Genomic DNA, 25,796 nt, shown 5'->3' on the forward strand with positions numbered 1-25,796 from the left:
CTCGGACCTGCGTGGAGCATCGGGTGGTGCGGGCTCCCGGTCCCTTCGACGGGCTCGGGGACCTGGGGGGCGGGGCGAGGAGACCGAGCTCGTCGACGCCTCCGGAAGAGCGGGCTCGTCGGGGTCAGTTGACGACGCCGGCGCTGCAGGTCTGCTGTGCCGCGCTCGACCCGCTGATCGACGGCGGCAGAGCGACCGCGCCGGTCGTGGGGTCGACGGTGCCCGGCTCGACCTCCTCGGCGGTCGGGGTCTCGCCCGGCGACTCCTCGGGTGCCGGTGTCGGGTCGGCGACCACGGTACCGCCGTTGACGGCGACGTCTCCGGTGACCTCGATCGCCTGATTCGCCGCGAGGGCGTCCCAGAGCACCTGGGCCGCATCCCAATTGGGGGCGACGCGGTCGGCATCCGAGCTGGCCGTGACCGTGGGGTACTGCACGAAGACGATGTCCTCGAACGGCACGTCCTTGACCGCCTGGGCGACCTGCACGAGCGTAAGCGGATTGGTGAGACTCTGCGTCGGCGTGACGTTGCGCAGTCCCGTGGATGCCAGTCGGAACAGCGTCGCGGGGTTGGACAGCACCTCCTCGCTGACGAGCTTCCGGGCGAGCCGCGACATGTACTGCTGCTGATTGCTGACGCGGGCGAGATCGCTGCCACCCACGCCGTAGCGGGTGCGGAGGAATTGCAGGGCCTCGACGCCCTGGATGGTGCGGGGGCCGGCCTCCCAGTCGATGCCCGTGTTCTCGTCGCGCATGTCACTGGCGAGGCAGATCTCGACGCCGCCGATGGCGTTGGTGATCTCGATGACCCCTCCGAAGGTGACCATCGCACCGAACTGGATCTGCTGGCCGCTCATGTCGGAGATCGCCGTGATGACGCACGACAGCCCGCCGTAGGTGTAGAGCTCGTTGATCTGCAGATACCCGCCGTCGAAGCGGCCGCCGTCCGAGGTGTCGCACGCGGGTGCTTCGAACACCAGGTCGCGGGGGAACGACACCACCGTGACCTTTCGCGGGGCGTCCGAGATGTGCACGAGGATATTGACGTCGTTGAGGCGCCCCTCGGAGTCCGGCCCTTCGCAGCGCTCGCCGAAGAGGGCGATGAGGTTCTCCTCGCACGCGTCGATGCCGACGACCATCATGTTGACGCCGCCCTCGAGCCGGCCGAGGTCGGGCGGCACCGGCGGCTGGTTCTCGACGGCGACCGCCTCGTCGACGAACCCCGACGCGAGGTCGTAGGCGGTGTACGAGGCGACGCCGATCGCCGACACGACGGCGACCACCGCCGCTACGGCGATGAGGGTGGCGAGTTGGCCGAGCGGATGCGGGGATCGCAGGCGGGCGTGCTGTGCGACGGTGCGACGGCGCCGGGGCATGGCAACTCCTCCTCGGGTTTCGTCGCAGTCTAGGGGCGGCGGGCGTCGAGCACTGGGCTGCGATCTCGGCGAGGCGGTGATGCCCTGTGCGACCAACCGGACGTTTCGTGCTTGTGACGTTTTCGGACCCCGTCCAAACTGACCGTTGGTGATCAATCTCCTCTGGGTTATGTTTGTGCAACGCGCGCCACCGATGTCGCGCACATCGCTCATTCATCCCCCCGTTTGGAGCGCACTATGGGTCGAACCCTGCGTTCGGTCGCGGCCATCACCCTGGCCGGACTGTTCACCGCCACCGGAGCCACCGCCGTTCAGGCTGCCGACGTGGGCGAGGGGGTGACACCACCCACCCCCATCGAGTCGACCACCGGCCGCTACATCGTCGTGCTCGACGAAGCACCCGTCGCCACGTACGACGGCGGAGAAGCCGGCCTCGAAGCCACCAAGTCCGAGGACGCGAAGCTCGACCCGGACTCCCCGGCGGCGCGCGAGTACTCGGCCTTCCTCGAGCAGCGCCAGCAGGACGTCGCCGATGAGGTCGGAGTCCGCCCCGACACCACGTACACGGTCGCCGTCAACGGATTCAGCGCCACGATGGATCCGAATCAGGCGGCGAAGCTCGCCGCCACCGAGGGCGTGCAGAAGGTCGTCCCCGACGAGATCCGCCACCCTGACGCCGTCCCCTCGACCGAGTTCCTCGGGCTCGAGGGCGACAACGGCGTCTGGCAGCGCGTCGGCGGTGTCGACGCCGCCGGTGAGGGCACGGTCGTCGGCGTGATCGACACCGGCATCGCGCCGGAGAACCCCTCGTTCGCGGGCGAGCCGCTCGGAACCACCCCGGGAGACGAGCCCTACCTCGACGGCAACGACGTCGTGTTCCGCAAGGGCGACGGCTCCGACTTCCGCTCTCCCCGCGTCACCGAGGGCAACGGCTGGTCGCTGTCGGACTACTCCACGAAGCTCGTCGGCGCGCGGTACTTCGACCAGGGTGCGGCCGGTACGGGTTTCACGTTCGAGGCCGACTACCGCTCGCCCCGCGACGGCGACACCCACGGTTCGCACACGGCCAGCACCGCGGCCGGCAACACGGGCGTGGACGCCGACGTCGAGGGCGTCGACTTCGGTGCGATCTCCGGCGTCGCCCCCGCGGCCAAGGTCGCCGCATACAAGGCGTGCTGGGCCGGCCCCGACCCGCTCGTGACGACGGATGACGTCTGCGCCCTGAGCGACCTGCTCGGCGCGATCAACGCCGCCGTCCAAGACAACGTGGACGTCATCAACTACTCCATCGGCGGGGGAGCGGCAACCTCCACATTCGCCCTCGAGGACCAGGCGTTCTTCAACGCCGCAGCGGCCGGCGTCTTCGTCGCCGTCTCGGCGGGCAACTCCGGCCCCGACGCCTCCACGGCAGACCACGCGTCGCCCTGGTACACCACCGTCGCCGCCTCCACGATCCCGACCTACGAGGGCACGGTGACCCTGGGGAACGGCTTCGAAGCCGCCGGCGCCTCGATCTCGGTGCCCGCCGGGCAGACCGTCTCGGCTCCCGTGGTCTACGCCGGTGACATCGCGGCATCCGGAACCGATCCGGCCAACGCGGCCCTGTGCCTGCTCGGATCGCTCGACCCCGCGCAGGCCGCGGGCAAGATCGTCGTGTGCGACCGCGGGCAGAACGCCCGCGTCGAGAAGTCGCAGGCCGTCAAGGACGCCGGGGGCGTGGGCATGATCCTCGTCAACGTCACCCCCGCCTCGGTCGACAACGACTTCCACGCGGTGCCGACCGTGCACCTCGACGCGCGGTACCGTGACGCTCTGCTGGCCTACGTGCGGGAGACCCCGGATGCCACGGCCACCCTGGTCGGCGAGAACATCACCGACGAGGTGACCCCGACCCCGCAGGTCGCGGGCTTCTCGAGCCGCGGCCCGATGCTGGCCGACGGCAGCGACATCCTCAAGCCCGACATCTCGGCGCCCGGCGTCGCGATCCTCGCCGCGGCCGCCAACGCCCCCGGCGCGGACCCGGCGTTCGAGTTCCTCTCGGGCACGTCGATGTCGTCTCCGCACGTGGCGGGTCTCGCGGCGCTCTACCTCGGCGAACGACCGCAGGCGACCCCGGCCGAGGTCAAGTCGGCCATGATGACCACCGCCTACGACACCGTGGACGCCGAGGGCGCTGCCGTGGAGGATCCGTTCGCCCAGGGCGCCGGACACGTCGACCCCACGAAGTACTTCGACCCGGGTCTGCTGTACCTCAACGGTTCCGCCGACTGGGCGGCGTTCCTCCAGGGCAAGGGCCTGTACGACTTCGGTGTCGCGCCGATCGACGGCAGCGACCTCAACCTCGCGTCGATCTCGATCGGTTCGCTGGCCAAGCCGCAGACGGTGACGCGCACGGTCACCTCGACTCAGGCCGGTTCGTTCTCGGCATCCGTCGAGGTCCCCGGAGTGGATGCCGTGGTCGAGCCGTCGACGCTCGAGTTCGCCGCGGCGGGTGAGGAGAAGACGTTCACGGTGACGTTCACCCGCACGACGGCAGCCGCCGAGCAGTGGGCGACCGGCTTCCTCACCTGGACGAGCGGCGACACGCAGGTGCGCTCGCCGATCGCGATCCGTCCCACGACCGCCGAGGCTCCCGCCGAGGTCACGGGCACGGGCCTGTCGGGCTCGGTGAACGTCGGCATCCTGCCCGGGATCGACGGCGAACTGCCGCTGAACCTGGCGGGTCTGAGCGCTCTGACGCTGCTGACCGACCCGGACAACCGCGTCGAGGGGCACTCCGGTGACCAGGACTCCGGCGACGCCGAGGGATATGTCCGCTGGGTCGTGGAGGTGCCCGAGGGCACGACGCTCTCGCGCTTCGACCTCGACTCGTCCGACGACACCGGCAGCGACCTCGACCTGTACGTGTCGCGCGTCGTCAGCCCCGACGACCTGCGGTACTACGAGCGGTACACCTCGGCGACGGGCTCGGCGGACGAGCAGGTGTCGCTGTCGAACCCCACCCCGGGGACCTACCTCGTCGAGGCGAACGTGTACTCGTTCACCGCGCCGTTCACGTGGGACATGACCTACGCCAACGTCGCCCCCGGCGGCGAGGGCCAGCTCACGGCGACGCCGAACCCGCTCACCGTGCAGCAGGGCGTCGAGACGTCGTACGACCTGTCGTGGCAGGGCCTGGCTCCCCAGACCCGCTACCTCGGCGTGGTGACCTACGGCGAGTCCGAGGTGCAGACCGTGCTCACGGTGGACTCGGGTGAGGCGGCGCCGGTCGTCGTCGAGGCCCCCACCGTGTCGGGCACCGTCGCGATCAACCGCACCCTGCGCGCGACCCCCGGCACCTGGAACCCCGCCGATGTGACCACGACGTACCAGTGGCTGCGTGACGGCGAACCGATCCAGGGCGCGACGTCGCAGACGTACCGCGTGCAGCGCGCCGACCTCGGTCGCGTGCTCAGCGTCCGGGTGACCGCGACGTCGCCGACCACCGGGCTCTCGGGCACGGCCGACAGCGCGGGTGTGGCATCCGTCGTCACCTCCCGCACAGAGGTGACGGTCAGCCCGTGGGTGGGGCGCACCACCGACACGTACAAGGTCAACGTGAAGATCCGGCCCGCCGGTGGTCCCGCGGCGACCGGCGACGTCGTCGTGACGGTCGCGGGCAAGGACTACCCGGCCACCCTGCAGAACGGTGCCGCGACGGTCACCCTCGACCCGCAGACGCGCGGCGCCAAGGTGGTCAAGGTCGCCTACGGCGGTAGCACCACCGTCCAGCCGTCGAGCGCGAGCAGCGCGTTCATCGTGCTGCGGTAATCACCGCTCGCTCACTGCGGCGTCCGGGCTTCGGCTCGGGCGCCGCAGTGTCGTTCGGGCCTCCCCTCGCGGCCACGTGCCGAACTCCGGAGGTCCGCAACGCCGTCGGCTGCGAGGCTGCGTGTTCCGCGGGTCGGTGGGTGCGGGGCCGGCGGATCTCCGGACTTACGCGCGGGCGATCACTGCCCTCGCGCCGCGGAGACTAGGCCCGCCGCCGCCGCGGCGTCAGCCGCACCGCCGGCAGCGGCGGCGCCGGGATGCGCTCCGGGCCGTGGTCGACGACCGTCCCGAAACGCTCGCTCTGCGCCTCCCACGCCTCTCGGGCCTCGACGATCTCGTCGTGCGATCGGCCGACGAAGTTCCACCACATCACGATGTCGGCCTCGAACGGCTCGCCGCCCAGCAGGAACACGCGGGCGCCCTCGTCGCTGCGGAGTTCGAGGTGGTCTCGGCCCTTGCCGAGGTAGATCAGACGGGTGTGATCGACGGATGCCGTGGTCCCCGCGCCGACCCCGGGAGAAGAGCGTCGCGCGGCGTCGGCGTCGGTGGCATCCATTCCGGTGATCGCCTCGGCGGTGCCGGTCATGCCGTAGACGGCGTACTCCCAGTCCGCGCGGAGCGGGACGCGCACGTCGACTCCGGCGGGCAGGCGCACTTCCGCGCCGACGATGGGGGTGTGGACGGTCGCGGGCGACTCCACCGGGCCCAGTGCCCCCATGACGACCACGGCATCCGCCCCGTCTCCGAGGTCGAGCACCGGGAGGTCTTCGTGCCGTTCGAAGGCGGGACCACCGTGGCGGCGGGACTCCGGCAGCGCCACCCAGAGTTGCAGGGCGTCGAGCGGGATCGGCTGGGCGCCCACCGAGTACTCCGAGTGGGCGATTCCCGCTCCGCTCGTCATGAGGTTGAGGGCGCCGGGTCGCACTACGACGTCACTGCCCACGGCATCCCGATGCCGCACCTCGCCGACGATCGGCCAGGTGACCGTCTGCAGACCGATGTGCGGGTGCGGCTCGACGCGCATGAGGGTGTCCTGCGGACCGAAACGGTCGAGGAAGCACCACGCGCCCACCATCGGCAGCGCGCGGTGGGGGAGGGTGCGGTGCACCTCCATGCCGCGCACGCCGCCGAGCGGCACCTCGCGCGCGTCGATCACCAGCGCCCGCGGTCCGTCGCAGTCGACCGGACCCTCGGATGCCGGGGGCGCGACGTCCAGCCGGGTCACGACGGTTCGCTGGGTCCGGCGGAGTCCGCGGCGTCCTCTTCGTTCGGCCACTCGACCACGAGGCCGGGCACGTCGTGCTCGCGCAGGTAGTGCGCGACGAAGGGGCAGGAGGGGATGACGCTGCCGCCGCGGCGCGCGAGATCGCTCAATGCTTCGCTCGCCAGCGCCGATCCGAGGCCGCGACCCTTGAAGGCCGGGTCGATCTCGGTGTGGGGCAGGTTCACGCGGTCCTCGCCCGCGGGGCGGAACTGGAGGAATCCACCGAGCTCGTCGCCCACGTGGATCTCGTAGCGGCGCGCTTCGTCGTTGCGGGTCACGGTCAGTTCATCGGCCATCGGCGTCTCCTGTCGTCGGTGTCCCGTGCAACGTACGTCAAGTGGCCGATGTTCCGCACCCCCTCGACACGGCGGCATCCGTCCCCCCTTTCCGCGCTCAAGAGTCGGGGGCGGCTGGGGCTGCGGGGAGGTGGCTGAGTCTGTCGAAGCCACCGGGCGTCGTGCGGGTTCCGGTCCCTTCGACAGGCTCAGGGACCTGGGGGTGGACTTCGGGACGTGGGGGTGGACTTCGGGACTCGGGGGTGGACTTCGGGACTCGGGGGTGGACTTCGGGACTCGGGGGTGGACTTCGGGACTCGGGGGCGGGCTCAGGGACCTGGGGCGCACGACCCTGCGACCGCCGCGCACGCCGTTCGTCGCACCGTTCGCGCCGCTCACCGCACGCGCACCGGATGCCGCTGGCCCGGCGTGGCGGTATCCGCTTAGCCTCGGCGGGTCCGCAGTGCCGCGAGCAGGAGAACCCATGAGCGCTTCCGTCGACGACGACATCGTCACCGATCCGAACCTTCCCCCCGTCGCTGTGGAGCCCGAGAAGCTCCGCAGCAGGTGGACCCCCGCCAAGATCGCCCTGTGGATCGGGATCGCCCTGTTGGGCGGTCTCGGCTGGACGATGCTCGCGGTCGTGCGCGGCGAGACGGTGAACGCGATCTGGTTCGTGTTCGCCGCCGTCTGCACCTACCTCATCGGCTACCGGTTCTACTCGAAGGTCATCGAGCGCTACATCACGCGTCCCGACGACCGCCGGGCCACGCCCGCCGAACGCAAGCAGGACGGCAAGGACTACGTCCCCACCGACCGGCGCGTGCTGTACGGCCACCACTTCGCCGCCATCGCCGGCGCAGGTCCCCTGGTCGGCCCCGTGCTGGCGGCGCAGATGGGCTATCTCCCGGGCACGATCTGGATCATCGTCGGCGTCATCCTCGCCGGCGCTGTGCAGGACTACCTCGTGCTGTTCTTCTCGATGCGCCGCGGCGGCCGCACGATCGGCCAGATGGCGCGCGACGAGCTCGGCAAGATCGGCGGAACCGCGGCGATCCTCGCGAGCCTGCTCATCATGCTGATCATCGTCGCGATCCTCGCGCTCGTCGTCGTCAACGCCCTGGGCGAGAGCCCGTGGGGCGTGTTCAGCGTCTCGATGACGATCCCGATCGCCCTGTTCATGGGGTTGTACCTGCGTTTCATCCGGCCGGGCCGCATCACCGAGATCTCGATCATCGGCTTCGTGCTGCTGATCGCGGCGATCGTCGCCGGCGGCTGGGTCGCCTCGACCGAGTGGGGCTACGCGGCCTTCCACCTCGACCGCACCGTCATCGCCTGGGGCATCATCATCTACGGCTTCGTCGCCGCGGTGCTGCCGGTCTGGCTGCTCCTCGCCCCCCGTGACTACCTCTCGACCTTCATGAAGGTCGGTGTCATCGTCATGCTCGCCGGAGCGATCGTGCTGGTGCGCCCCGAGATCTCGGTCCCCGCCTTCAGCGAGTTCGCCGGCGGTCAGACCGGTCCGGTGTTCAGCGGGCCGATCTTCCCCTTCCTCTTCGTCACCATCGCGTGCGGAGCGCTGAGCGGATTCCATGCCCTCATCGCCTCGGGCACCACCCCGAAGCTGCTCGAGAAGGAGCGCCAGACGCGCTTCATCGGATACGGCGGCATGCTCATGGAGTCGTTCGTGGCGATCATGGCGCTGGTCGCCGCGTTGTCGATCGATCGGGGCATCTACTTCGCGATGAACTCGTCGCCTGCTGCCACCCTCGGCACCGTCGAAGGTGCGGTGGCGTTCGTCAACGGCCTCGGACTCGCGGGCGTCAACCTCACGCCCGACATGCTGACCTCCACCGCTGCGGCGGTCGGCGAGGAATCGATCGTCTCGCGCACCGGCGGTGCGCCGACCCTGGCGCTCGGTCTCGCCCACATCATGCAGCAGGCCCTCGGCGGCCAGGCGATGATGGCGTTCTGGTACCACTTCGCCATCATGTTCGAGGCCCTCTTCATCCTCACGGCGGTGGATGCCGGAACCCGCGTGGCCCGCTTCATGCTCCAGGACTCGATCGGCACCGTGATCCCCAAATTCAAGGATCTCTCGTGGCGACCCGGTGCCTGGATCTGCACCGCGGTGATGGTGGCCGGGTGGGGCGCGATCCTCATCCTGGGTGTCACCGACCCGTTGGGCGGCATCAACACCTTCTTCCCGCTGTTCGGCATCGCCAACCAGCTGCTCGCCGCGATCGCGCTGGCCGTGGTCCTGGCCATCGTCGCCAAGCGGGGACGCTCGTACTTCCGGTGGCTGTGGATCGTCGCGCTGCCCCTCGCCTTCGCCGCTGTCGTGACCATCACGGCATCCATGTACAAGATCTTCTCGCCGGTTCCGGCGGTGGGGTACTGGGCCAACCACTTCGCGTTCCGCAACGCCCTCGCCGAGGGCAAGACCGAATTCGGCACGGCCAAGAGCGTCGCCGCGATGGAGGCGGTGGTGCGCAACACCCTCGTGCAGGGCGTGCTGTCGATCGTCTTCGTCACCCTCGCGATCATCGTCATCCTCATGGCCGTGATCGTCACCGTCCGGGCGATCCGCAACGGCGGCGGAGAGAACCTCGAGGACGCACCTGCGCCCTCGCGTCGATTCGCTCCCGCCGGCTTCCTCGCCACCAAGGAGGAGCGCGCGATCGAGAAGGAGTGGGAGGCCCTGCCCGCCGACCACCCCGACCGCCCGTCCGTCTCCTCGCACCATTGAGCGCGCGGACCATGACCGACACGGATGCCACGGCCCCCGGCCCCCTGCAGCACCTCGGCGCACGGGTGGTGCGGGTGGGTCGTGGCATCCGTTGGTATGTCACGACCCTCATGGGCGATCGGGCCTACGACGTCTACGTGACGCACCTGCGCGCCCAGCATCCCGACGCGACACCGCTCACGGAGCGGCAGTTCTGGCGGCAGCGCACCGCCGAGCAGGACCGCAATCCGGGCGCGCGCTGCTGCTGAGTAGGCTTCGACGATGTTCGATGCCCCGCTGTTCGCCGGTGCCGCGGGCGTCGTGGTCGGCGTCGCGATCACGCTCGTGCTCGTGTTCGCCCGCCGCTTCGCGCTCGCCCCGCGCGACCTCGGCAGCGACGCGGAGCGGGCCACGCACCGGACCCTGCACGTGGCCGCGGCCGCGGCGGCAGCCCTGCGCGGAGGACGCGACGAGCCGGATGCCGCGCGCGCCGCGAAGCACCTGCGCGTGCTGCTGGCCGCGGACGCCGTGGCGATCGTCGAGTCGGGGGTCGACCGGGTCGCCGTCGACGGCCCCGCGTCGCTCGCCGGTCCCGCGCGACGGGTCGCCGCGCGCGTGTACGAGTCGGGGCGGCGGCAGGTGTTCACCGAGGCCGGCGAGGCCGCCGTCGGGGCGCCGATCGTCGTCGACGGCCGGGTGTGGGGAGCCGTCGTCGCCTTCGCGGGCGACGTGCGCGCCCCGCTCGTGCGCGCCACGGGCGACGTCGCCGACTGGTGCGCCGCCCAGATCGAGCTCGCCGGACTCGATGCCTCGCGCGCCGCGCTCGCCGAAGCCGAGCTCCGGGCGCTGCGGGCGCAGATCAGCCCGCACTTCATCTACAACGCCCTGACCGCGATCGCCTCGTTCATCTCGACCGACCCGCCCCGGGCGCGCGACCTCGTGCTCGAGTTCGCCGACTTCACGCGGTACTCGTTCCGCCGGCAGGGGGAGTTCACGACGCTGTCGGAAGAGCTGCGCAGCATCCACTCGTATCTCGAGCTGGAGCGTGCACGTTTCGGCGATCGCCTGACCGTGCGCCTGCGCATCGCGCCCGAGACCCTCGCCACCGTCATCCCGTTCCTGTCGGTGCAGCCGCTCGTCGAGAACGCCGTCCGCCACGGGCTGGAGCGCCGCGAAAGCGGCGGTGTGCTCACCGTGACCTCGATCGACGACGGCACGCACACCGAGGTGATCGTCGACGACGACGGGGTGGGGATGGACCCCGACGAACTCGCGACCCTGCTCGACCTGGATGCGCCGTCGTCGCACGTGGGCCTGCGCAACGTCGATGCACGACTCCGGCAGTTGTACGGGCCGGGAGGCGGTCTCGTCGTCGAGACCAACGTCGGCTCGGGCACCTCGGTGCACCTGCGCGTGCCCAAGTCCCAGCCCCAGCACGAGACGGTCCGCCCATGAGCGTCGAGGTGCTCGTCGCCGACGACGAGGCTCCCGCGCGTCACGAACTCGCCGCGCTGCTCGCGGCCGACCCCCGGGTGTCGGTCGTGCACACCGCGAGCGGCGGCGCCGAGGCGCTGCGGGTGCTGGAGCGGGGCGAGATCGCGGTGGCGTTCCTCGACATCCACATGCCCGGGATCACGGGGTTCGACCTCGCCCGGGCCCTTGAGGGCTTCCGCACGCGTCCGCCGGTCGTGTTCGTGACCGCCGACGACTCCGGCGCCGTACGGGCGTTCGATCTGGAGGCCGTCGACTACGTGCTCAAGCCCGTGCGAGCCGAACGCCTGTATCGTGCGCTCGGTCGGGCGCTCGCCGTCGAGACGGGTGTCGACGCGGTCGACGACGAGACGATCCCGGTCACGGTCGGCGCGTCGACGCGTCTCGTTCGCCGCGCGGACGTGCGCTGGGTGCAGGCGAACGGCGATTACTCGCGGCTGTACACCGCGGCATCCGATCACCTCGTGCGTGTTCCGCTGTCGGACCTGACCGAGCGATGGGCGGGCGCCGGGTTCGTGCGCGTGCACCGTTCGTACCTCGTCCACCGCGACGCCGTCACCGAGGTGCGCCTGGCAGGATCGGCGCCCACCGTCGTCCTCGCCGAGATCGAGCTGCCGGTCAGCCGACGCCTCGTGCCGGCCGTGCGGGACGCGCTCCTGCGCTGACCCCGGGGCGGTGACCCGCGGGAACGCCGCGCGTCATCGGCGGTGGTGCCGCACCGTCGACGCGGAGGATCCCGGATGCGACCATGGGATGCCATGACCGACGATCCGCGTCCCCTCCCGCGCGTGCGGGTCACGGCATCCACCGCGGGTCGGGTGTCGCGGCCGGTCACGCGTGGCTTCGCTCTGCCCGGCCGGATGGCCGACGAGGCGGACGAGGTCTTCTCGCGCGGGCTGGTGCGCGCGCAGCTGCGTCTCGCGCTCGGCTGCGTCGCGGCGTTCGTCGTGGTCGCCGCGGCCCTGGCGGGGGTGATCACGGCGCTCCCCGCGCTGGGCGACCCGACGCTGTGGTCCGTCCCGCTGTCGTGGCTGCTGCACGCCTACGCGTTCTACCCGCTGATCCTCGTCTTCGCCCTCATCTACGCCCGGGCCGCCGCCCGTAACGAGCGCCGGTACCGGCAGCTCGCCGACCCGGAGGATGCTGCGTGAACCCGGTGCTCGACCTCGCGGCGGTGGGGCTGCTCGTCGTGGCGACCGCGGTGCTCGGGTTCGCCGGCATCCGGTCTTCTCGAACGCGCAGCGACTTCTTCGTCGCGTCGCGCAGCGTCGGGAGCGTCTGGAACGCCTCGGCGATCAGCGGCGAGTATCTGTCGGCGGGGACGTTCCTGGGGCTGGCGGGACTCGTGCTGCTATCGGGGGCGGAGGGCTTCTGGTTCCCGATCGGGTATGCGGCCGGGTACCTGCTGGTGCTGCTCTTCGTCGCCGCGCCCCTGCGCCGGAGCGGGGCCTACACGATCCCCGATTTCGTCGAGACGCGGCTGGAGTCGCGCGCCGTGCGCCGAGTGACGAGCGTGGTCGTGCTCGTGATCGGGTGGCTGTACATCGTGCCGCAGCTGCACGGGGCGTCGCTCGCCCTCGGGGTGGTCGCCGACGTGCCGCGGTGGACGGGCGGGGTGCTCGTGGCGGTGCTGGTGGCGGGGATCGTCGCCGCGGGTGGGATGCGCGCGATCACGGCGGTGCAGGCGTTCCAGTACTGGCTCAAGCTCACGGCCCTGCTCGTGCCGGCGGTGTTCCTGCTCCTGGCGCTGTCGGGAGGAGGGGCCGACATCGACCCCGCGCGGGTGTTCCCCGCCGAGAGCGGGCCGGGCGCGATCGACGTCTACGGCACCGTCTCCCTGCTGCTGGCCCTGCTGCTCGGCACCATCGGCTTGCCCCACGTGCTGGTGCGGTTCTACACGAGCCCGAACGGGGCGTCTGCCCGGCGCACCACGGTGGTCGTCATCGTCCTGATCGGCGCGTTCTACGCGGTGTCGTCGACGATGGGGCTGATCGCGCGGGTCGTCGCCCCCGACCTGGCCGTTGCCGGCGTCGCCGACACCGTGGTGCTCGCGCTTCCCTCGCGGGTCTTCCCGGGCCTGGTGGGGGAGCTGCTGACGTCGCTGCTCGTGGCCGGGGCGTTCGCCGCGTTCCTCGCGACGTCGTCGGGTCTCGTCGTCTCGCTCGCGGGGGTCGTGAGTCAGGACGTGTTCGGGGGAGGGGTGCGCTCCTTCCGCCTCTCGGCGGTGCTGTGCACCGCGGTGCCCCTCGCCGTCGCGCTCCTCACCGAGCCCGCGGGTCTCGTCGCGAGTGTCGGCCTGGTGTTCGTCTTCGCGGCGTCGACGCTCTCGCCGGTGCTGCTTCTGGGCGTGTGGTGGCCGCGACTGACCGCGCGGGGCGCGGTCGCCGGCATGGTGGTCGGTGCCGTGTCGTGCGGCGCGGCGTTGGTGGCCGGAGGGTGGCTGCGCGGCGCCGATGAATGGGCCGTGCTCGTCACGCAGCCGGCGGCGTGGACCATTCCGCTGACGACGGCGGTGATCGTCGTGGTGTCGCTGCTCGACCGCGGGGGCGCGCCCGTGCGGGTGGAGCGGTACCTCGCGCGGTTGCATACGCCGGACGCGTAAGGGCGGGGTGCGCGGGGGCGGGGGCGGGGGCGGCCGGCGCGAGCTGTTCGCTGGTGTGGCCGGCGCGAGCCGTCTGCCGGTGTGACCGGCGCGAGAAACGCTGTTCGCGGGGGTGACCCCGTGTGAGAAACGCGATCTGCCGCCAGAAACGTCTCGGCAACGCGTTTCTCGGCGTGCGTGCCGTTTCTCGGCGGGCCGGGGGCGTCAGGCCGCCGCGTCAGCCGCGCGCCCGGTGCCGCCGGACGGCGGCGCGATTCGCGCATCGCACCGAGCAGTAGCGCTGTCGGCCGTTGCGCGTGACGTCGACGACAACGTTCGCGCACGGTTCGGCGGCGCAGCGGCCGAGGCGCTGCATCCCGCGGGTGACGAGGTGCAGCGACGTGCCGACGGAGATCACAGCGGCGAGAACGCGCGGGAGGGCTTCGTCACTGTCGCGATAGTGCAGGTGCCACCCTTCGCCATCGTGATCGGTGAGGCGCGGATACGCCGTCACGGCGGCCATCTGCGCGTTGAGCAGGGCGGCGCGCTCGTCGGCATCCCTCGCATCCACGACTCTCAGCCACTCGTCGATGACACGCCTCGTCTCGACGTGATCGTCGGATGCCACGGGGAACCGCATCGTCATCCCCTGCTCGATCGTGCGCGCCTCGATGCCGGCGCGGTCGGCGGGCCAGTCGTTGGCGAGTGAGGCCGCGAGAAGGACGGCGTACTCGCCGTAAGGGTTGAGATGCACAACGGCATTACATCACGCTGAAGTCATGACCACCCCTCGAGTGCTCCCCGCTCCCACCCTCCGCCACGAACACGCATGGGTCACCGAATCGGTGCACGCGACGAGCGAGGGACGCGTCCGCTACGTCCGCTGTGCCGGGTGCGTCACGCGCCGCGTCGATCTCGATCCCTCCGGCCTGGCGCCGGCATCCGCGCTCTCGCGCGAGATCGGCGAGCTCCGACCGTCGTCCGGCGATCGCGATCACCCCTCCTCCCCAGCCAGGCCGACCGACGCGATGGATGCCACGTCGAGGTCGGTGTCGGCGGCCGGGGTTACCGTGGAGGGGTGACTCATCCCGGCGCTGCACCCGAGCCGTACGCCGACGCGCCGCCCGAGGCGTACGACATCCTCGACGATCCGTACGCGGGCGCCGACTGGGACCCCGATCAGTTCGCCCCGCCGGAGGACTTCGACGCGCCGCCGCCGCCCGTCGACCCCTCTTCGCCTTTCGCGCGCGCGGTCGCGGCGACCGGCACCGCGCGCGAGCTCCCCGCCGTGCGCGACTTCACCGGGCGCGATCCCCGCGAGGTGCTGCACGAGGTCTACGGCTACGACGTGTTCCGCGGCGACCAGGCCGACATCGTGCAGCACGTCGTCGACGGCGGCGACGCGGTCGTGCTCATGCCCACCGGTGGCGGCAAGAGCGTCACCTATCAGGTGCCCGCGCTCGTGCGGCCGGGCACCGGTCTGGTCGTGAGTCCGCTCATCGCGCTCATGCACGATCAGGTCGAGGCGCTCATCGCCAACGGCGTGCGCGCCGGCTACCTCAACTCGACGCAGTCGCCGGCCGAGCGCCAGGCCGTCGAGCAGGCCTATCTCGCGGGCGAGCTCGACCTGCTCTACGTCGCGCCCGAGCGGCTGAACGGCGCCCAGACCCTCGCCTTCCTGGCCCGTGGGCGACTCAGCGTCATCGCTATCGACGAAGCGCACTGCGTGTCGCAATGGGGTCACGACTTCCGCCCCGACTACCTCGCGCTCGGCGACCTCGCCGATCGCTTCCCCGGCGTTCCGCGCATGGCGCTCACGGCCACCGCCACTCCGGCGACCGCCCAAGAGATCGTGGAACGCCTTCGGCTGCGCGACGCGCGCGGGTTCGTCGCGAGCTTCGACCGTCCGAACATCCAGTACCGCATCGATGCGAAGGTCGACCCGCGCCGCCAGCTCGTGCAGTTCATCAAGAGCCAGCCCGAGGGCTCGGCCGGCATCGTCTACGCCCTCAGCCGCAAGAGCGTCGAACAGATGGCGGCGTACCTGTGCACCCAGGGCCTCGACGCCCTGCCCTACCACGCCGGCCTCGACGCCTCCGTGCGTGCGGCGAACCAGTCGCGCTTCCTGCGCGACGACGGCGTGATCATGGTGGCGACCATCGCGTTCGGTATGGGCATCGACAAACCCGACGTGCGCTTCGTCGCACACATCGACCTGCCCAAGTCGGTCGAGGGGTACTACCAAGAGACCGGGCGAGCCGGCCGCGACGGCGACCCCTCGGTGGTGTGGATGGCGTACGGCCTCGGCGACGTCGTGCAGCAGCGCCGAATGATCGACCAGTCGCCCGGAGACCGCTCCTACAAACTGCGCCTCGGTCAGCACCTCGACGCCATGCTCGCCCTGTGCGAGACGGTCGGATGCCGCCGACAGAACCTCCTCGACTACTTCGGGCAGCGTTCCGAGCCGTGCGGCAACTGCGACACCTGCCTCACCCCGCCCGACACCTGGGACGGCCTGATCGCGGCTCAGAAGCTCCTGTCGACGATCGTCCGGCTGCAGCGCGAGCGCGGCCAGGCCTTCGGCGCCGGTCATCTCGTCGACATCCTCCGCGGAGCCAAGACCGAGCGCATCGCGCAGCAGGGCCACGACCGCCTCAGCACCTACGGGCTGGGTGCCGATCTCTCCGATCAGGACTGGCGCAGCGTCATCCGTCAGCTGCTCGCCCGGGGCATCATCGTCGCGCAGGGCGACTACGGCACGCTCGCGCTCAGTGAGGCGTCCGCGCCGGTACTGCGCGGCGAGGCGGCGGTGCCACTGCGCAGCGACGTGCTCGGCCGCACGGGTTCGGGCGGCGGGGGGAGTCGCCAGCGCAAATCCAGCGCCGACGAGGTCGCCCCCGCTGACCGCGACCTCTTCGAGGCGCTCCGCGCGTGGCGCGCCGAGAAGGCCCGCGAGCAGGGAGTGCCGGCGTACATCGTCTTCGGCGATGCGACGCTCCGCGCCATCGCCGCCGCACGGCCCGCGTCGGTCGGTGACCTCGACGGCATCACCGGCATCGGTGCCAAGAAGCGCGAGGCCTACGGCGACGGCATCCTGACGGTCGTCGCCGCGAACTGACGCACGGACGGTCCCCGTCCCTTCGACAGGCTCCGGGACCTCATCCCGACACGTCCGCGCGTGTCGGTGCCACCGTGGGTGATCGGAGCCCGTGGCCCGGAGGGGCTGAGCTCGTCGAAGCCGCCGGTCGCGCTCTGAGTCGGTGGTGAGCAGGATGGCTGAGCTCGTCGACGCCACCGGTCGTGTCTCCCCTCAGCGTGCTCCCGGGAATGTTGACCATCCACAACGACCCCGCGGCTCGCGACCCGGCATGCTTGTCGCGCATCCACACAATGATTGCCGGGTCGTTGTCGAAGACCTACCGTTATCGGCATCCCTGAGCCCCGTCGAGAGGTGCCGAGAATGACCGACGCCGCCGTCCGTCCCACCACGCCCGCCACGAGCACGCGTACGCCCGTCGGAGGTGCGCCCACCGCGGCGCACACCGCCGCCGAGGCCGCGGAGGCCCGCATCGATACCGAACGGGTCACCGATCTGCTGCTCGGAACGTGGGCCGACACGCGCCGCGCGGCGCGCGAGATGATCAAAGACCCCGCGCTGTGGCGCGACGACAGTCTGGGCATGGACGCGCACCGCGAGCGCACCCTCAGCCAGCTGCACCTGCTCGTGCAGAACAAGGCCGTGCACCGCGCCTTCCCCAAGCGCTTCGGCGGCGAGGAGAACAACGGCGCCAACATCGCCGGCTTCGAGGAGCTCGTCGCCGCCGACCCCAGCCTGCAGATCAAGTCGGGCGTCCAGTGGGGCCTGTTCGGCTCGGCTGTCCTGCAGCTGGGCACAGCCGAGCATCACGACAAATGGCTCCCCGGCATCATGAGCCTCGAGATCCCCGGCGCGTTCGCGATGACCGAGACCGGTCACGGCTCCGACGTCTCCGCCATCGGCACGACCGCGACCTACGACCCCGCCACCGAGGAGTTCGTCATCCACACGCCCTTCCGCGGCGCGTGGAAGGATTATCTCGGTAACGCCGCCCTGCACGGCAAGGCGGCGACCGTGTTCGCTCAGCTCATCACCGGCGGCGTCAACCACGGCGTGCACTGCTTCTACGTGCCGCTCCGCGACGACGACGGCGCGTTCCTGCCCGGCATCGGTGGCGAAGACGACGGTCTCAAGGGCGGTCTGAACGGCATCGACAACGGTCGTCTGCACTTCGACCACGTGCGCGTCCCCCGGACCAACCTGCTGAACCGCTATGGTGACGTCGCCCCCGACGGCACGTACTCCAGCGACATCGCCAGCCCGGGTCGCCGGTTCTTCACGATGCTCGGCACCCTCGTGCAGGGGCGTGTCTCGCTCGACGGTGCGGCCGCGTGGGCTTCGGCCATCGGCCTGATCATCGCCATCACCTACGGCAACCAGCGCCGTCAGTTCGACTCCGGCAGCGGCACCCCCGAGGTCACGCTGCTGGATTACGGCAAGCACCAGCGTCGCCTCCTGCCGCGCCTCGCCACGACCTACGCCGAGATCTTCGCCCACGACGAGTTCCTCCAGAAGTTCGACGGCGTCTTCAGCGGCGCTCTCGACACCGACGCCGACCGTGAAGACCTCGAGACCCTCGCTGCGGCCCTCAAGCCCCTGTCGACGTGGCACGCGCTCGACACGTTGCAGGAGTCGCGCGAGGCGTGCGGTGGGCAGGGCTTCCTGTTCGAGAACCGCCTCGTGGGGCTCCGCGCCGACCTCGACATCTACGTCACCTTCGAAGGCGACAACAACATCCTCCTCCAGCTCGTCGGCAAGCGCCTGCTCGCCGACTACGCCCGTCAGTTCAAGGGCCGGGATGCCAAGCAGCTCGCCGCCTTCGCCGTCGGGCAGACCGCGGGCAAGCTGTTCCACGGGGCCGGGATGCGTCAGCTCGGACAGGCCGTCAGCGACTTCGGGTCGACCGCCCGCTCCGTCGAGAAGGGCCTGCGCGCCGAGCAGCAGCACGAGCTGCTGACCGGTCGTGTGCAGCAGATGATCGCCGACATCGCGGGGCGCCTGCGCCCGGCATCCAAGCTCTCCCGCGAGGACGCCGCAGCCCTGTTCAACGAGAATCAGTCCGAGCTCATCGAGGCCGCCCGCGCACACGGCGAGCTGCTGCAGTGGGAGGCGTTCACCGACGCCATCCACCGCGTCGACGACCGCGACACGTCGAAGGTCCTGACGTGGCTCCGCGACCTGTTCGGTCTGCAGCTGATCGAGAAGCACCTGGCGTGGTATCTCATCAACGGGCGGCTGTCGACGCAGCGGGCCGCGGCCGTGTCGAGCTACATCGACCGGCTCTGCGCGCGGCTCCGTCCGCACGCGCAGGACCTCGTGGATGCCTTCGGCTACGGCCCCGAGCACGTTCGGGCGTCCATCGCCTCGGGCGTCGAGGACGACCGGCAGAACGAGGCGGCGTCGTACTACGCCGAGCTCGCGGCATCCGGAAACGCTCCGGTGCCCGAGAAGAAGCCGGCGCGGTGACGGCATCCCCCTGTCACGAGAACAGGGGGTGAGAACGGGCCGGTCCCACGCGGATCGGCCCGTCGTCGTGACCCGGTCGGGGGATGTCGGAACCCCCTCCTACCCTGGGGGCATGAGCGATCTGCTGACCGGTTCCGACGGCATCGCACGCTGCGCCTGGGCGGGCGCAGATGTCGAGTACCAGCGCTACCACGACGAGGAGTGGGGCACGACGCTCCACGGCGACCGTCCCCTCTTCGAGAAGCTCAGCCTCGAAGGCTTCCAGGCGGGCTTGGCCTGGATCACGATCCTGCGCAAGCGCCCACGCTTCCGTGAGGTGTTCCACGGCTTCGAGCCGTCGGTCGTGGCCGCTTTCGGTCCGAACGACGTCGACCGGTTGCTTCAGGATGCCGGGATCATCCGACATCGGGGCAAGATCGAGGCCGTGATCGGCAATGCGGGGATCGTCACGGGCATGGCCGAGGGTGAGTTCGACGAGCTGATGTGGTCCTTCGCGCCCGTCCGGCATGCACCGCCGCCGACGTTCGCCGAGGTGCCCGCGGTGACGCCCGAGTCCACCGCGATGAGCAAAGAGCTGCGGCGCCGGGGATTCCGCTTCGTCGGACCGACCACCATGTACGCCCTCATGCAGTCGTCCGGCATGGTCGACGATCACGTCGCGGGGTGCTGGCGCGCGGCGGCCTGAGCGCGGCGAAGCGCGGCCGGTCAGCCCTCGGGTGCTCCCGTCCAGACGCGGACGTCCGCGCGGGATGCCGTGCCGTCCGTCGCGAAGAACGCCTGTTCCTCGCCCATCCAACGTTCCCAGAGGTCGCGATGCTCGGTGCCGTCCCGCTCCAGTCCCCGCTCGAGGCGCTCGAGCGGTGAAGCCTCCACCCAGACGCGACAGGCCAATGCGTCGGAGATGGCGGCGCGCGTGCAGGTGACCCCTTCGATCACCACGAACGGGCTCCACTCCACGGTGCGCCAGGCGCCGAGACTGTCGCCGCGCCAGTCCGACCAGTCCCGCCGCCGGTACGTCGCATCGCGCCCTTCCCGGAGCGGCACGAGGACCTCTCGATCGAAGCGTGGCCACCATCCGGCGAAGTTCCCCCAGGAGATGAAGTCGTCCACCGGTATGACCGGGGCGTCCAGCACCCGGGCCACGGGACCCGCGAGAGTGCTTTTTCCGGAGGCAGAGGGGCCGTCGACACCCACGATCCGGATGCCGTCGACCGGCGATTCCCGTGCGACCTGGGCGATTGTGGAGATGGTGTCGGCATCGGGGACGAGCATGGAGCCATCGTGACGGTGGTGTCGCGATCCGTCCAGCGCAGAGGTACATTCCCGCGCGTCGCGCGTTCGCGAGAAGGCAGCCGGCCTGTGGACCCCGGCGCTTCGGCCCCGGCATCAGGTCGTACAGATGTTCCCCTCACTCCCGCGGTGTGCCGGCGGCGTCCCGCGCATCGATCTCGCGGAGGCGACGCATCTGCGCCCACGGGTAGAACGCGATCCAGGCGATGGACGCGATCGAGGCGCCCATGATCATCGATGCGATATCCATGGTCACGAGGCTACGAGGGGCGATGGGGCGGCCGGATCCCTCGCGCGACGGAGATACGCCGCGCACACGGTAGACTGGTCCGCGGAGCTCTCGCTCCCAGCGTCGTCGAACGCACCGGCCCCCTCTTTTGGGGCCTTTGACCTTCACGGCGAACGGATGCGCCACTCGGCGCCTTCGCCCATTGCAGCCGCAGCATCGCGGCATCCCGAACCGCCGTGCGCGCGTGCGCCGCGGCAGGAGTATTCATGACGTCTCAGACTTTCGCCGACCTCGGCGTTCCCGCACCCCTCGTCGACGTTCTCGCCGCACAGGGCAAGAGCGAGCCTTTCCCGATCCAGACCGACACACTGCCCGACACCCTCGCCGGTCGCGACGTGCTCGGCCGCGGGAAGACCGGCTCGGGCAAGACCCTCGCCTTCGCGATCCCGCTGGTCGCGCGTCTCGCAGCGAAGACCGACCGCCGCCGGGGACGCAAGCCCCGCGCCCTCGTGCTCGCCCCCACCCGTGAGCTGGCGAACCAGATCGACGAGGTCATCAAGCCTCTCGCCGCGGCCTTCCAACTCACCACGACCACCGTCTACGGCGGGATCAACCAGAAGCGCCAGGTCGACGCGCTCGCCACCGGCGTCGACATCCTCGTCGCGTGCCCCGGCCGCCTCGAAGACCTCATCAGCCAGGGGTTCGCGAGCCTCGGCGAGGTCGAGATCACGGTGCTCGACGAGGCCGACCACATGGCCGACCTCGGCTTCCTCCCCGGCGTCACGCGCCTGCTCGCCCGCACGCCCGCCGACGGCCAGCGTCTGCTGTTCTCGGCGACGCTCGACAACGGCGTGGACAAGCTCGTCAAGCGGTTCCTGCGCAACGAGGTGCTGCATTCGGTCGACGAGGCGCACTCGCACGTCGCCGCCATGACCCACCACGTCTTCGCGCCGGCCGACGCCGACGCCAAGAAGGAGCTCGTGCAGACCCTCGCGTCGGGCACCGCGCGCCGCATCCTCTTCATGCGCACCAAGCACCAGGCCAAGAAGCTGGCGAAGGCGTTGACCGCCGCCGGCATCCCCTCGGTCGACCTGCACGGCAACCTGTCGCAGCCGCAGCGCGACCGCAACCTCGCCGCCTTCGGCGACGGCCGCGCGAAGGTGCTCGTCGCGACCGACGTCGCCGCGCGCGGTGTGCACGTCGACGGCGTCGAGCTGGTCGTGCACGTCGACCCGCCCGTCGAGCACAAGGCGTACCTGCACCGTTCGGGCCGTACCGCCCGCGCGGGGACGGCTGGCGACGTCGTGACGATCATGCTCCCCGAGCAGCGTCGCGACACCCTCGACATCCTGCGCAAGGCCAAGATCTCGGCCGCGCCCCAGCCGGTGACTCCCACGTCGCCCGCGGTCGTCGCTCTCGTCGGCGAGGTCGCCCCGTACGTCAAGCCCGAGCCGATCGTCGCGCAGCCCCAGGGCGGCGGACGCTCGCAGGGTGCGAACGCCCAGCGCAAGCGCGCCGAGCGCGCACCGGGACAGGATGCCGCCCCGGCCGGCGGCGGACGCCGTCGTCGCGGCCGCGGTGGCAGCGGCCAGTCGGCCGAGGCTCCCGCGGCAGCCGGACACGCGCCGCAGGGCGGCCGTGGCCAGGGCCAGCGTTCCGGGGCCGGTCGCGGTCAGAGCACGGGCGGCACGCAGCGCGCCGGTGCGGGCGCCGGTCGATCGCAGGGCGCTGGTCGCTCGGCATCCGGCACTCCGACGACCGGCATGGTCGTGGGCGCGCGCAGCCCCCGCACCAACCGTCGCGCCCAGGGCTGACACCTTTCTCCCCGATGCCCCCGCGGATTCGTCCGCGGGGGCATCGTCGTCTCCGGATGCCGTGGCCTGCACGACCGCGGGTCGCGCGGCCGACACGCCGTTGCCGCCGCGCGTTTCGCGGCGTCTCTGCGAGGGGCGCCGCCGTTGTGCGCGCGGGTGCGGAGGAGAGGAGGCGGGCGAGGGGNGACCCAAGGCTGTGCCTCGCGGATGTCGGAGGTCTCCGTCACACTGGGTGACGATCCCGAGGAGGCACCCGTGACCGACCCCGATGCCCACGACGTCATCCGCGTGCGTGGCGCGCGTGAGAACAATCTCAAGAACGTCGACCTCGACGTGCCGAAGCGGCGCCTGACGGTCTTCACCGGCGTGAGCGGCTCGGGCAAGTCGTCGTTGGTGTTCGGCACGATCGCCGCCGAGTCGCAGCGGCTGATCAACGAGACCTATCCCACATTCGTGCAGCAGTTCATGGGCGAGCTGTCGCGGCCCGACGTCGATGCCCTCGAGAACCTCAGCGCCACGATCCGCGTCGACCAGGAGCGCATGGCGGCGAACGCCCGCTCGACGGTGGGCACCGCCACCGACGTGCACGCGATGCTGCGGGTGCTCTTCAGCCGACTCGGTCGGCCGCACGTGGGCTCGTCGCAGGCGTTCTCATTCAATGTGCCCTCCATCTCCGGCGCCGGCGCGGTCACGATCGCGACGGGGGCGAAGAAGGGTCAGAAGGAGCGCCGTTCCTTCGAGATCACCGGTGGCATGTGCCCGCAGTGCGAGGGACTCGGGCAGGTCAGCGACATCGACCTCGATCAGCTGGTCGACAAGACCCTCTCGCTCAACGCCGGGGCGATCCTGGTGCCGGGCTACACCGCCGACGGCTGGATGGTTCGCATCTACGCCGAGGCCGGCTTCCTCGACCCCGACAAGCCGGTGCAGGACTTCACCGCGCAGGAGCGCCAGGACTTCCTCTACAAAGACCAGACCAAGGTGCGCATCGCGAACACCAACATGACCTACGAGGGCCTCGTCCCCAAGGTCACCAAGAGCATGCTGCAGAAAGACCGCGACGCCTTGCAGCCGCATGTCCGCGCTTTCGTCGACCGTGCGGTCACCTTCATCGCCTGCCCGGCCTGCGAGGGCACTCGCCTCAACGAGGGCGCGCGGTCATCGCGCATCGGCGACGTCAACATCGCGGATGCGGCGGCCATGCAGATCACCGACCTCGCCGCCTGGGTGCGCACCGTCGACGACCCCACGGTCGCGCCGCTCATCCAGGGACTGCGCGACACTCTCGATGCCTTCGTGCACATCGGACTCGGCTACCTCTCGCTCGACCGGGCCAGTGGCACGCTCTCGGGCGGCGAGGCGCAGCGCACCAAGATGATCCGACACCTCGGGTCCAGCCTCAGCGACATCACCTATGTCTTCGACGAGCCGACCGCGGGGCTGCATCCCCACGACATCCAGCGCATGAACGAGACGCTCCTGCAGCTGCGCGACAAGGGCAACACCGTCCTGGTCGTCGAGCACAAGCCCGAGGTGATCGAGATCGCCGACCACGTGGTCGACCTCGGTCCGCGTGCCGGGCGCGACGGCGGCGCAGTGCAGTTCGAGGGAGACGTCGCGGGGCTCCGTGCATCCGACACGTTGACGGGGCGTTTCCTGGACCACCGGGCGGAGCTGAAGAACACCGTCCGCCAGGCGACGGAGGCCATGCCCATCCGGGGCGCGTCACAGCACAACCTGCGCGACGTCGACGTCGACGTTCCGCGAGGTGTGCTGACGGTGGTGACCGGCGTCGCGGGCTCGGGGAAGTCGTCGCTGATCCACGGCAACCTCCCCGCCTTCGACGACGTGGTGGTCGTCGATCAGACGGCGATCAAAGGCTCACGTCGCAGCAGTCCGGCCACCTACACCGGCATCCTCGACGCAGTACGGGCCGCGTTCGCCAAAGCGAACGGGGTCAAGCCGGCGCTCTTCAGCGCGAACAGCGAGGGAGCCTGCCCCGCGTGCAAGGGCCTCGGTGTCATCGTCACCCAACTGGGTTTCCAGTCCACCGTCGAGACGGTGTGCGAGCTGTGCGAGGGCACCGGCTTCTCCGACGATGTGCTCGAGTACACCCTCGACGGCAAGAACATCGCCGAGGTGCTGGCCATGTCGGTCACCGAGGCGGGAGAGTTCCTCGTCAAAGGACCAGCCGTGGCTGTGCTCGGCCGGTTGCGCGACGTCGGTCTCGGCTATCTCACGCTCGGGCAATCGCTCAACACCCTCTCGGGCGGAGAGCGCCAGCGTCTCAAGCTCGCGATATCGATGGCCAAGACGGGCGCGGTCTACGTGCTCGACGAGCCGACGACGGGTCTGCACCTCGCCGACGTCGACACGCTGCTGCGTCTGCTCGACCAGTTGGTGGATGCCGGCAACACCGTCGTCGTCATCGAACACCACCAAGCCGTGATGGCGCACGCCGACTGGATCATCGATCTGGGGCCCGGGGCAGGGCACGACGGCGGCGCGATCGTGTTCGAGGGCACACCAGCCGATCTGGTGGCCTCGCGGTCCACCCTCACCGCCGAGCACCTCGCCCGGTACGTCGGCGCCTGATCCTCCGCGTCGCCACCGAGCGAACGGTCAGCCGTGGGTGCTGAGCGTTGCGTCGTGCAGGTGCCGATCGCCGTGCGGCAGCACCTTCACCATCACCCCGCGCCGCCGCAGGTCGGCGATCGCGCGGGTCTCGTCTTCACGCGTCGCGCCGAGGGCGTGCACGCTCGCGACCACGAGCACATCACCGCGGGTGAGCGTGCCGAAGAACCGGTCGAGGCGGTTCGCCCAGCCCTCCATCGTCTCGGGTGCGGGGTGACGGAATCCCTCGATCGGCACCCCGAACCGGGTGAGGTCGTCGCGCTGCTGCACGACGGTCGGCATGTCCGGACGCGAGACGACGAGGCCGACCAGTCGCGAACCCGCGGGACGCGCCCGCCACCAGTCGCGGTCGCTCTGCAGCTCGGTGAAGCACTTCGGGCACTCGGCCGCGGCGTGCGCGTGGGGCACGGTGCCGGTCCCGGCGGCATCCACGGATGACGGCATCGTCGGGATCGAATCGCTCATGGAGACCTCCGCCTCCATTGTGCCTCACGCCCCCGCGAACGGACCTCCGCGTTCATTCGTCCGTCACGTCCGCGTCCTTCCGTCGGCAGGCCCCGTATCGGGGCGTGTCCTGTGCACGGGGGTGCACCCCGCACGCCCCGGTGCACATTCCGCGCCCCGTCGGGTGCGCGGCCGCGGCTGCGCCTTCGATTACCGCCGCGATGGTCGGGGGCGGTGTCGGGCGTGTCATGTGCATCGGGGTGGACATGGGACGCCCCGGTGCACATTCCGCGCCCCG

At 70.7% G+C, this 25,796-nt stretch carries 19 protein-coding genes; 12 read left to right on the top strand and 7 right to left on the bottom strand.

Features of this window, described 5'->3' with window-relative positions:
- Window positions 1-124 precede the first annotated feature (124 nt).
- A complete protein-coding gene (locus tag ACTJJP_RS14135; RefSeq protein WP_440775615.1) occupies window positions 125-1,375 on the bottom strand; it encodes an LCP family protein in 1,251 nt (416 codons plus the stop codon).
- Window positions 1,376-1,612: 237 nt separating this feature from the next.
- Between ACTJJP_RS14135 and ACTJJP_RS14140 the strand changes: the two genes are divergently transcribed.
- The gene (locus ACTJJP_RS14140) at window positions 1,613-5,185 is read left to right on the top strand and encodes a S8 family serine peptidase (protein ID WP_440775616.1); all 3,573 of its coding nucleotides are present in this window, start codon (window positions 1,613-1,615) and stop codon (window positions 5,183-5,185) included.
- Window positions 5,186-5,387: 202 nt separating this feature from the next.
- On the opposite strand, the gene ACTJJP_RS14145 is transcribed toward ACTJJP_RS14140, so the two are convergent.
- Complete coding sequence (locus ACTJJP_RS14145; RefSeq protein ID WP_440775617.1) at window positions 5,388-6,410, bottom strand: pirin family protein; 1,023 nt, start codon at window positions 6,408-6,410, stop codon at window positions 5,388-5,390.
- Window positions 6,407-6,745 (bottom strand): GNAT family N-acetyltransferase, encoded by a 339-nt coding sequence (locus ACTJJP_RS14150; RefSeq protein ID WP_440775618.1) that lies wholly within the window; start codon window positions 6,743-6,745, stop codon window positions 6,407-6,409. The genes ACTJJP_RS14145 and ACTJJP_RS14150 overlap by 4 nt, the downstream gene beginning before the upstream one ends.
- Window positions 6,746-7,208: 463 nt before the next feature.
- Between ACTJJP_RS14150 and ACTJJP_RS14155 the strand changes: the two genes are divergently transcribed.
- From ACTJJP_RS14155 to ACTJJP_RS14180, 6 genes are all read left to right on the top strand, one after another.
- Window positions 7,209-9,473: a carbon starvation CstA family protein gene (locus ACTJJP_RS14155; protein WP_440775619.1), complete on the top strand. Its 2,265-nt coding sequence runs from the start codon at window positions 7,209-7,211 to the stop codon at window positions 9,471-9,473.
- Between the two features lie 11 nt (window positions 9,474-9,484).
- Entirely contained in the window at window positions 9,485-9,721 is a 237-nt protein-coding gene (locus tag ACTJJP_RS14160; RefSeq protein ID WP_440775620.1) for a YbdD/YjiX family protein, read from the top strand.
- A 13-nt stretch (window positions 9,722-9,734) separates the two neighbouring features.
- A complete protein-coding gene (locus ACTJJP_RS14165) occupies window positions 9,735-10,907 on the top strand; it encodes a sensor histidine kinase (protein WP_440775621.1) in 1,173 nt (390 codons plus the stop codon).
- On the top strand, window positions 10,904-11,608 hold the full coding sequence (locus ACTJJP_RS14170; protein ID WP_440775622.1) for a LytR/AlgR family response regulator transcription factor: 705 nt from the start codon (window positions 10,904-10,906) through the stop codon (window positions 11,606-11,608). Before ACTJJP_RS14165 ends, ACTJJP_RS14170 begins: the two co-directional genes overlap by 4 nt.
- A gap of 93 nt (window positions 11,609-11,701) precedes the next feature.
- On the top strand, window positions 11,702-12,094 hold the full coding sequence (locus tag ACTJJP_RS14175) for a heavy metal transporter (RefSeq protein ID WP_440775623.1): 393 nt from the start codon (window positions 11,702-11,704) through the stop codon (window positions 12,092-12,094).
- Entirely contained in the window at window positions 12,091-13,545 is a 1,455-nt protein-coding gene (locus ACTJJP_RS14180) for a sodium/solute symporter (protein WP_440775624.1), read from the top strand. The genes ACTJJP_RS14175 and ACTJJP_RS14180 overlap by 4 nt, the downstream gene beginning before the upstream one ends.
- A 217-nt stretch (window positions 13,546-13,762) precedes the next feature.
- Here the strand turns inward: ACTJJP_RS14180 and ACTJJP_RS14185 are convergent, their stop codons facing one another.
- Window positions 13,763-14,278, bottom strand: coding sequence for a CGNR zinc finger domain-containing protein (locus ACTJJP_RS14185; RefSeq protein WP_440775625.1), 516 nt, complete (start codon window positions 14,276-14,278; stop codon window positions 13,763-13,765).
- 324 nt (window positions 14,279-14,602) lie between these two features.
- Between ACTJJP_RS14185 and recQ the strand changes: the two genes are divergently transcribed.
- From recQ to ACTJJP_RS14200, 3 genes are all read left to right on the top strand, one after another.
- On the top strand, window positions 14,603-16,642 hold the full coding sequence (gene recQ, locus ACTJJP_RS14190) for a DNA helicase RecQ (RefSeq protein ID WP_440775626.1): 2,040 nt from the start codon (window positions 14,603-14,605) through the stop codon (window positions 16,640-16,642).
- A gap of 342 nt (window positions 16,643-16,984) precedes the next feature.
- Window positions 16,985-19,087, top strand: a complete 2,103-nt coding sequence (locus ACTJJP_RS14195) for an acyl-CoA dehydrogenase family protein (protein ID WP_440775627.1) — start codon at window positions 16,985-16,987, stop codon at window positions 19,085-19,087.
- 112 nt (window positions 19,088-19,199) lie between these two features.
- Window positions 19,200-19,772 carry a DNA-3-methyladenine glycosylase I gene (locus ACTJJP_RS14200; RefSeq protein ID WP_440775628.1) on the top strand — a complete coding sequence of 191 codons (573 nt, stop codon included), beginning with the start codon at window positions 19,200-19,202 and terminating at the stop codon, window positions 19,770-19,772.
- A gap of 20 nt (window positions 19,773-19,792) precedes the next feature.
- Here the strand turns inward: ACTJJP_RS14200 and ACTJJP_RS14205 are convergent, their stop codons facing one another.
- Window positions 19,793-20,359 (bottom strand): uridine kinase family protein, encoded by a 567-nt coding sequence (locus tag ACTJJP_RS14205; protein ID WP_440775629.1) that lies wholly within the window; start codon window positions 20,357-20,359, stop codon window positions 19,793-19,795.
- Window positions 20,360-20,495: 136 nt separating this feature from the next.
- Complete coding sequence (locus ACTJJP_RS14210; protein ID WP_440775630.1) at window positions 20,496-20,627, bottom strand: hypothetical protein; 132 nt, start codon at window positions 20,625-20,627, stop codon at window positions 20,496-20,498.
- A gap of 245 nt (window positions 20,628-20,872) precedes the next feature.
- On the opposite strand from ACTJJP_RS14210, the gene ACTJJP_RS14215 reads away from it, so the two are divergent.
- Both ACTJJP_RS14215 and ACTJJP_RS14220 read left to right on the top strand, forming a co-directional pair.
- The gene (locus tag ACTJJP_RS14215) at window positions 20,873-22,420 is read left to right on the top strand and encodes a DEAD/DEAH box helicase (RefSeq protein ID WP_440775631.1); all 1,548 of its coding nucleotides are present in this window, start codon (window positions 20,873-20,875) and stop codon (window positions 22,418-22,420) included.
- Window positions 22,421-22,627: 207 nt separating this feature from the next.
- Window positions 22,628-25,015, top strand: coding sequence for an ATP-binding cassette domain-containing protein (locus ACTJJP_RS14220; RefSeq protein ID WP_440775632.1), 2,388 nt, complete (start codon window positions 22,628-22,630; stop codon window positions 25,013-25,015).
- A 27-nt stretch (window positions 25,016-25,042) separates the two neighbouring features.
- On the opposite strand, the gene ACTJJP_RS14225 is transcribed toward ACTJJP_RS14220, so the two are convergent.
- The gene (locus tag ACTJJP_RS14225; protein WP_183418663.1) at window positions 25,043-25,519 is read right to left on the bottom strand and encodes a dehydrogenase; all 477 of its coding nucleotides are present in this window, start codon (window positions 25,517-25,519) and stop codon (window positions 25,043-25,045) included.
- Window positions 25,520-25,796 lie beyond the last annotated feature (277 nt).

Origin of the sequence: Microbacterium sp. 22296 (genome assembly GCF_052045385.1) — a bacterium.
Lineage (GTDB): Bacteria > Actinomycetota > Actinomycetes > Actinomycetales > Microbacteriaceae > Microbacterium.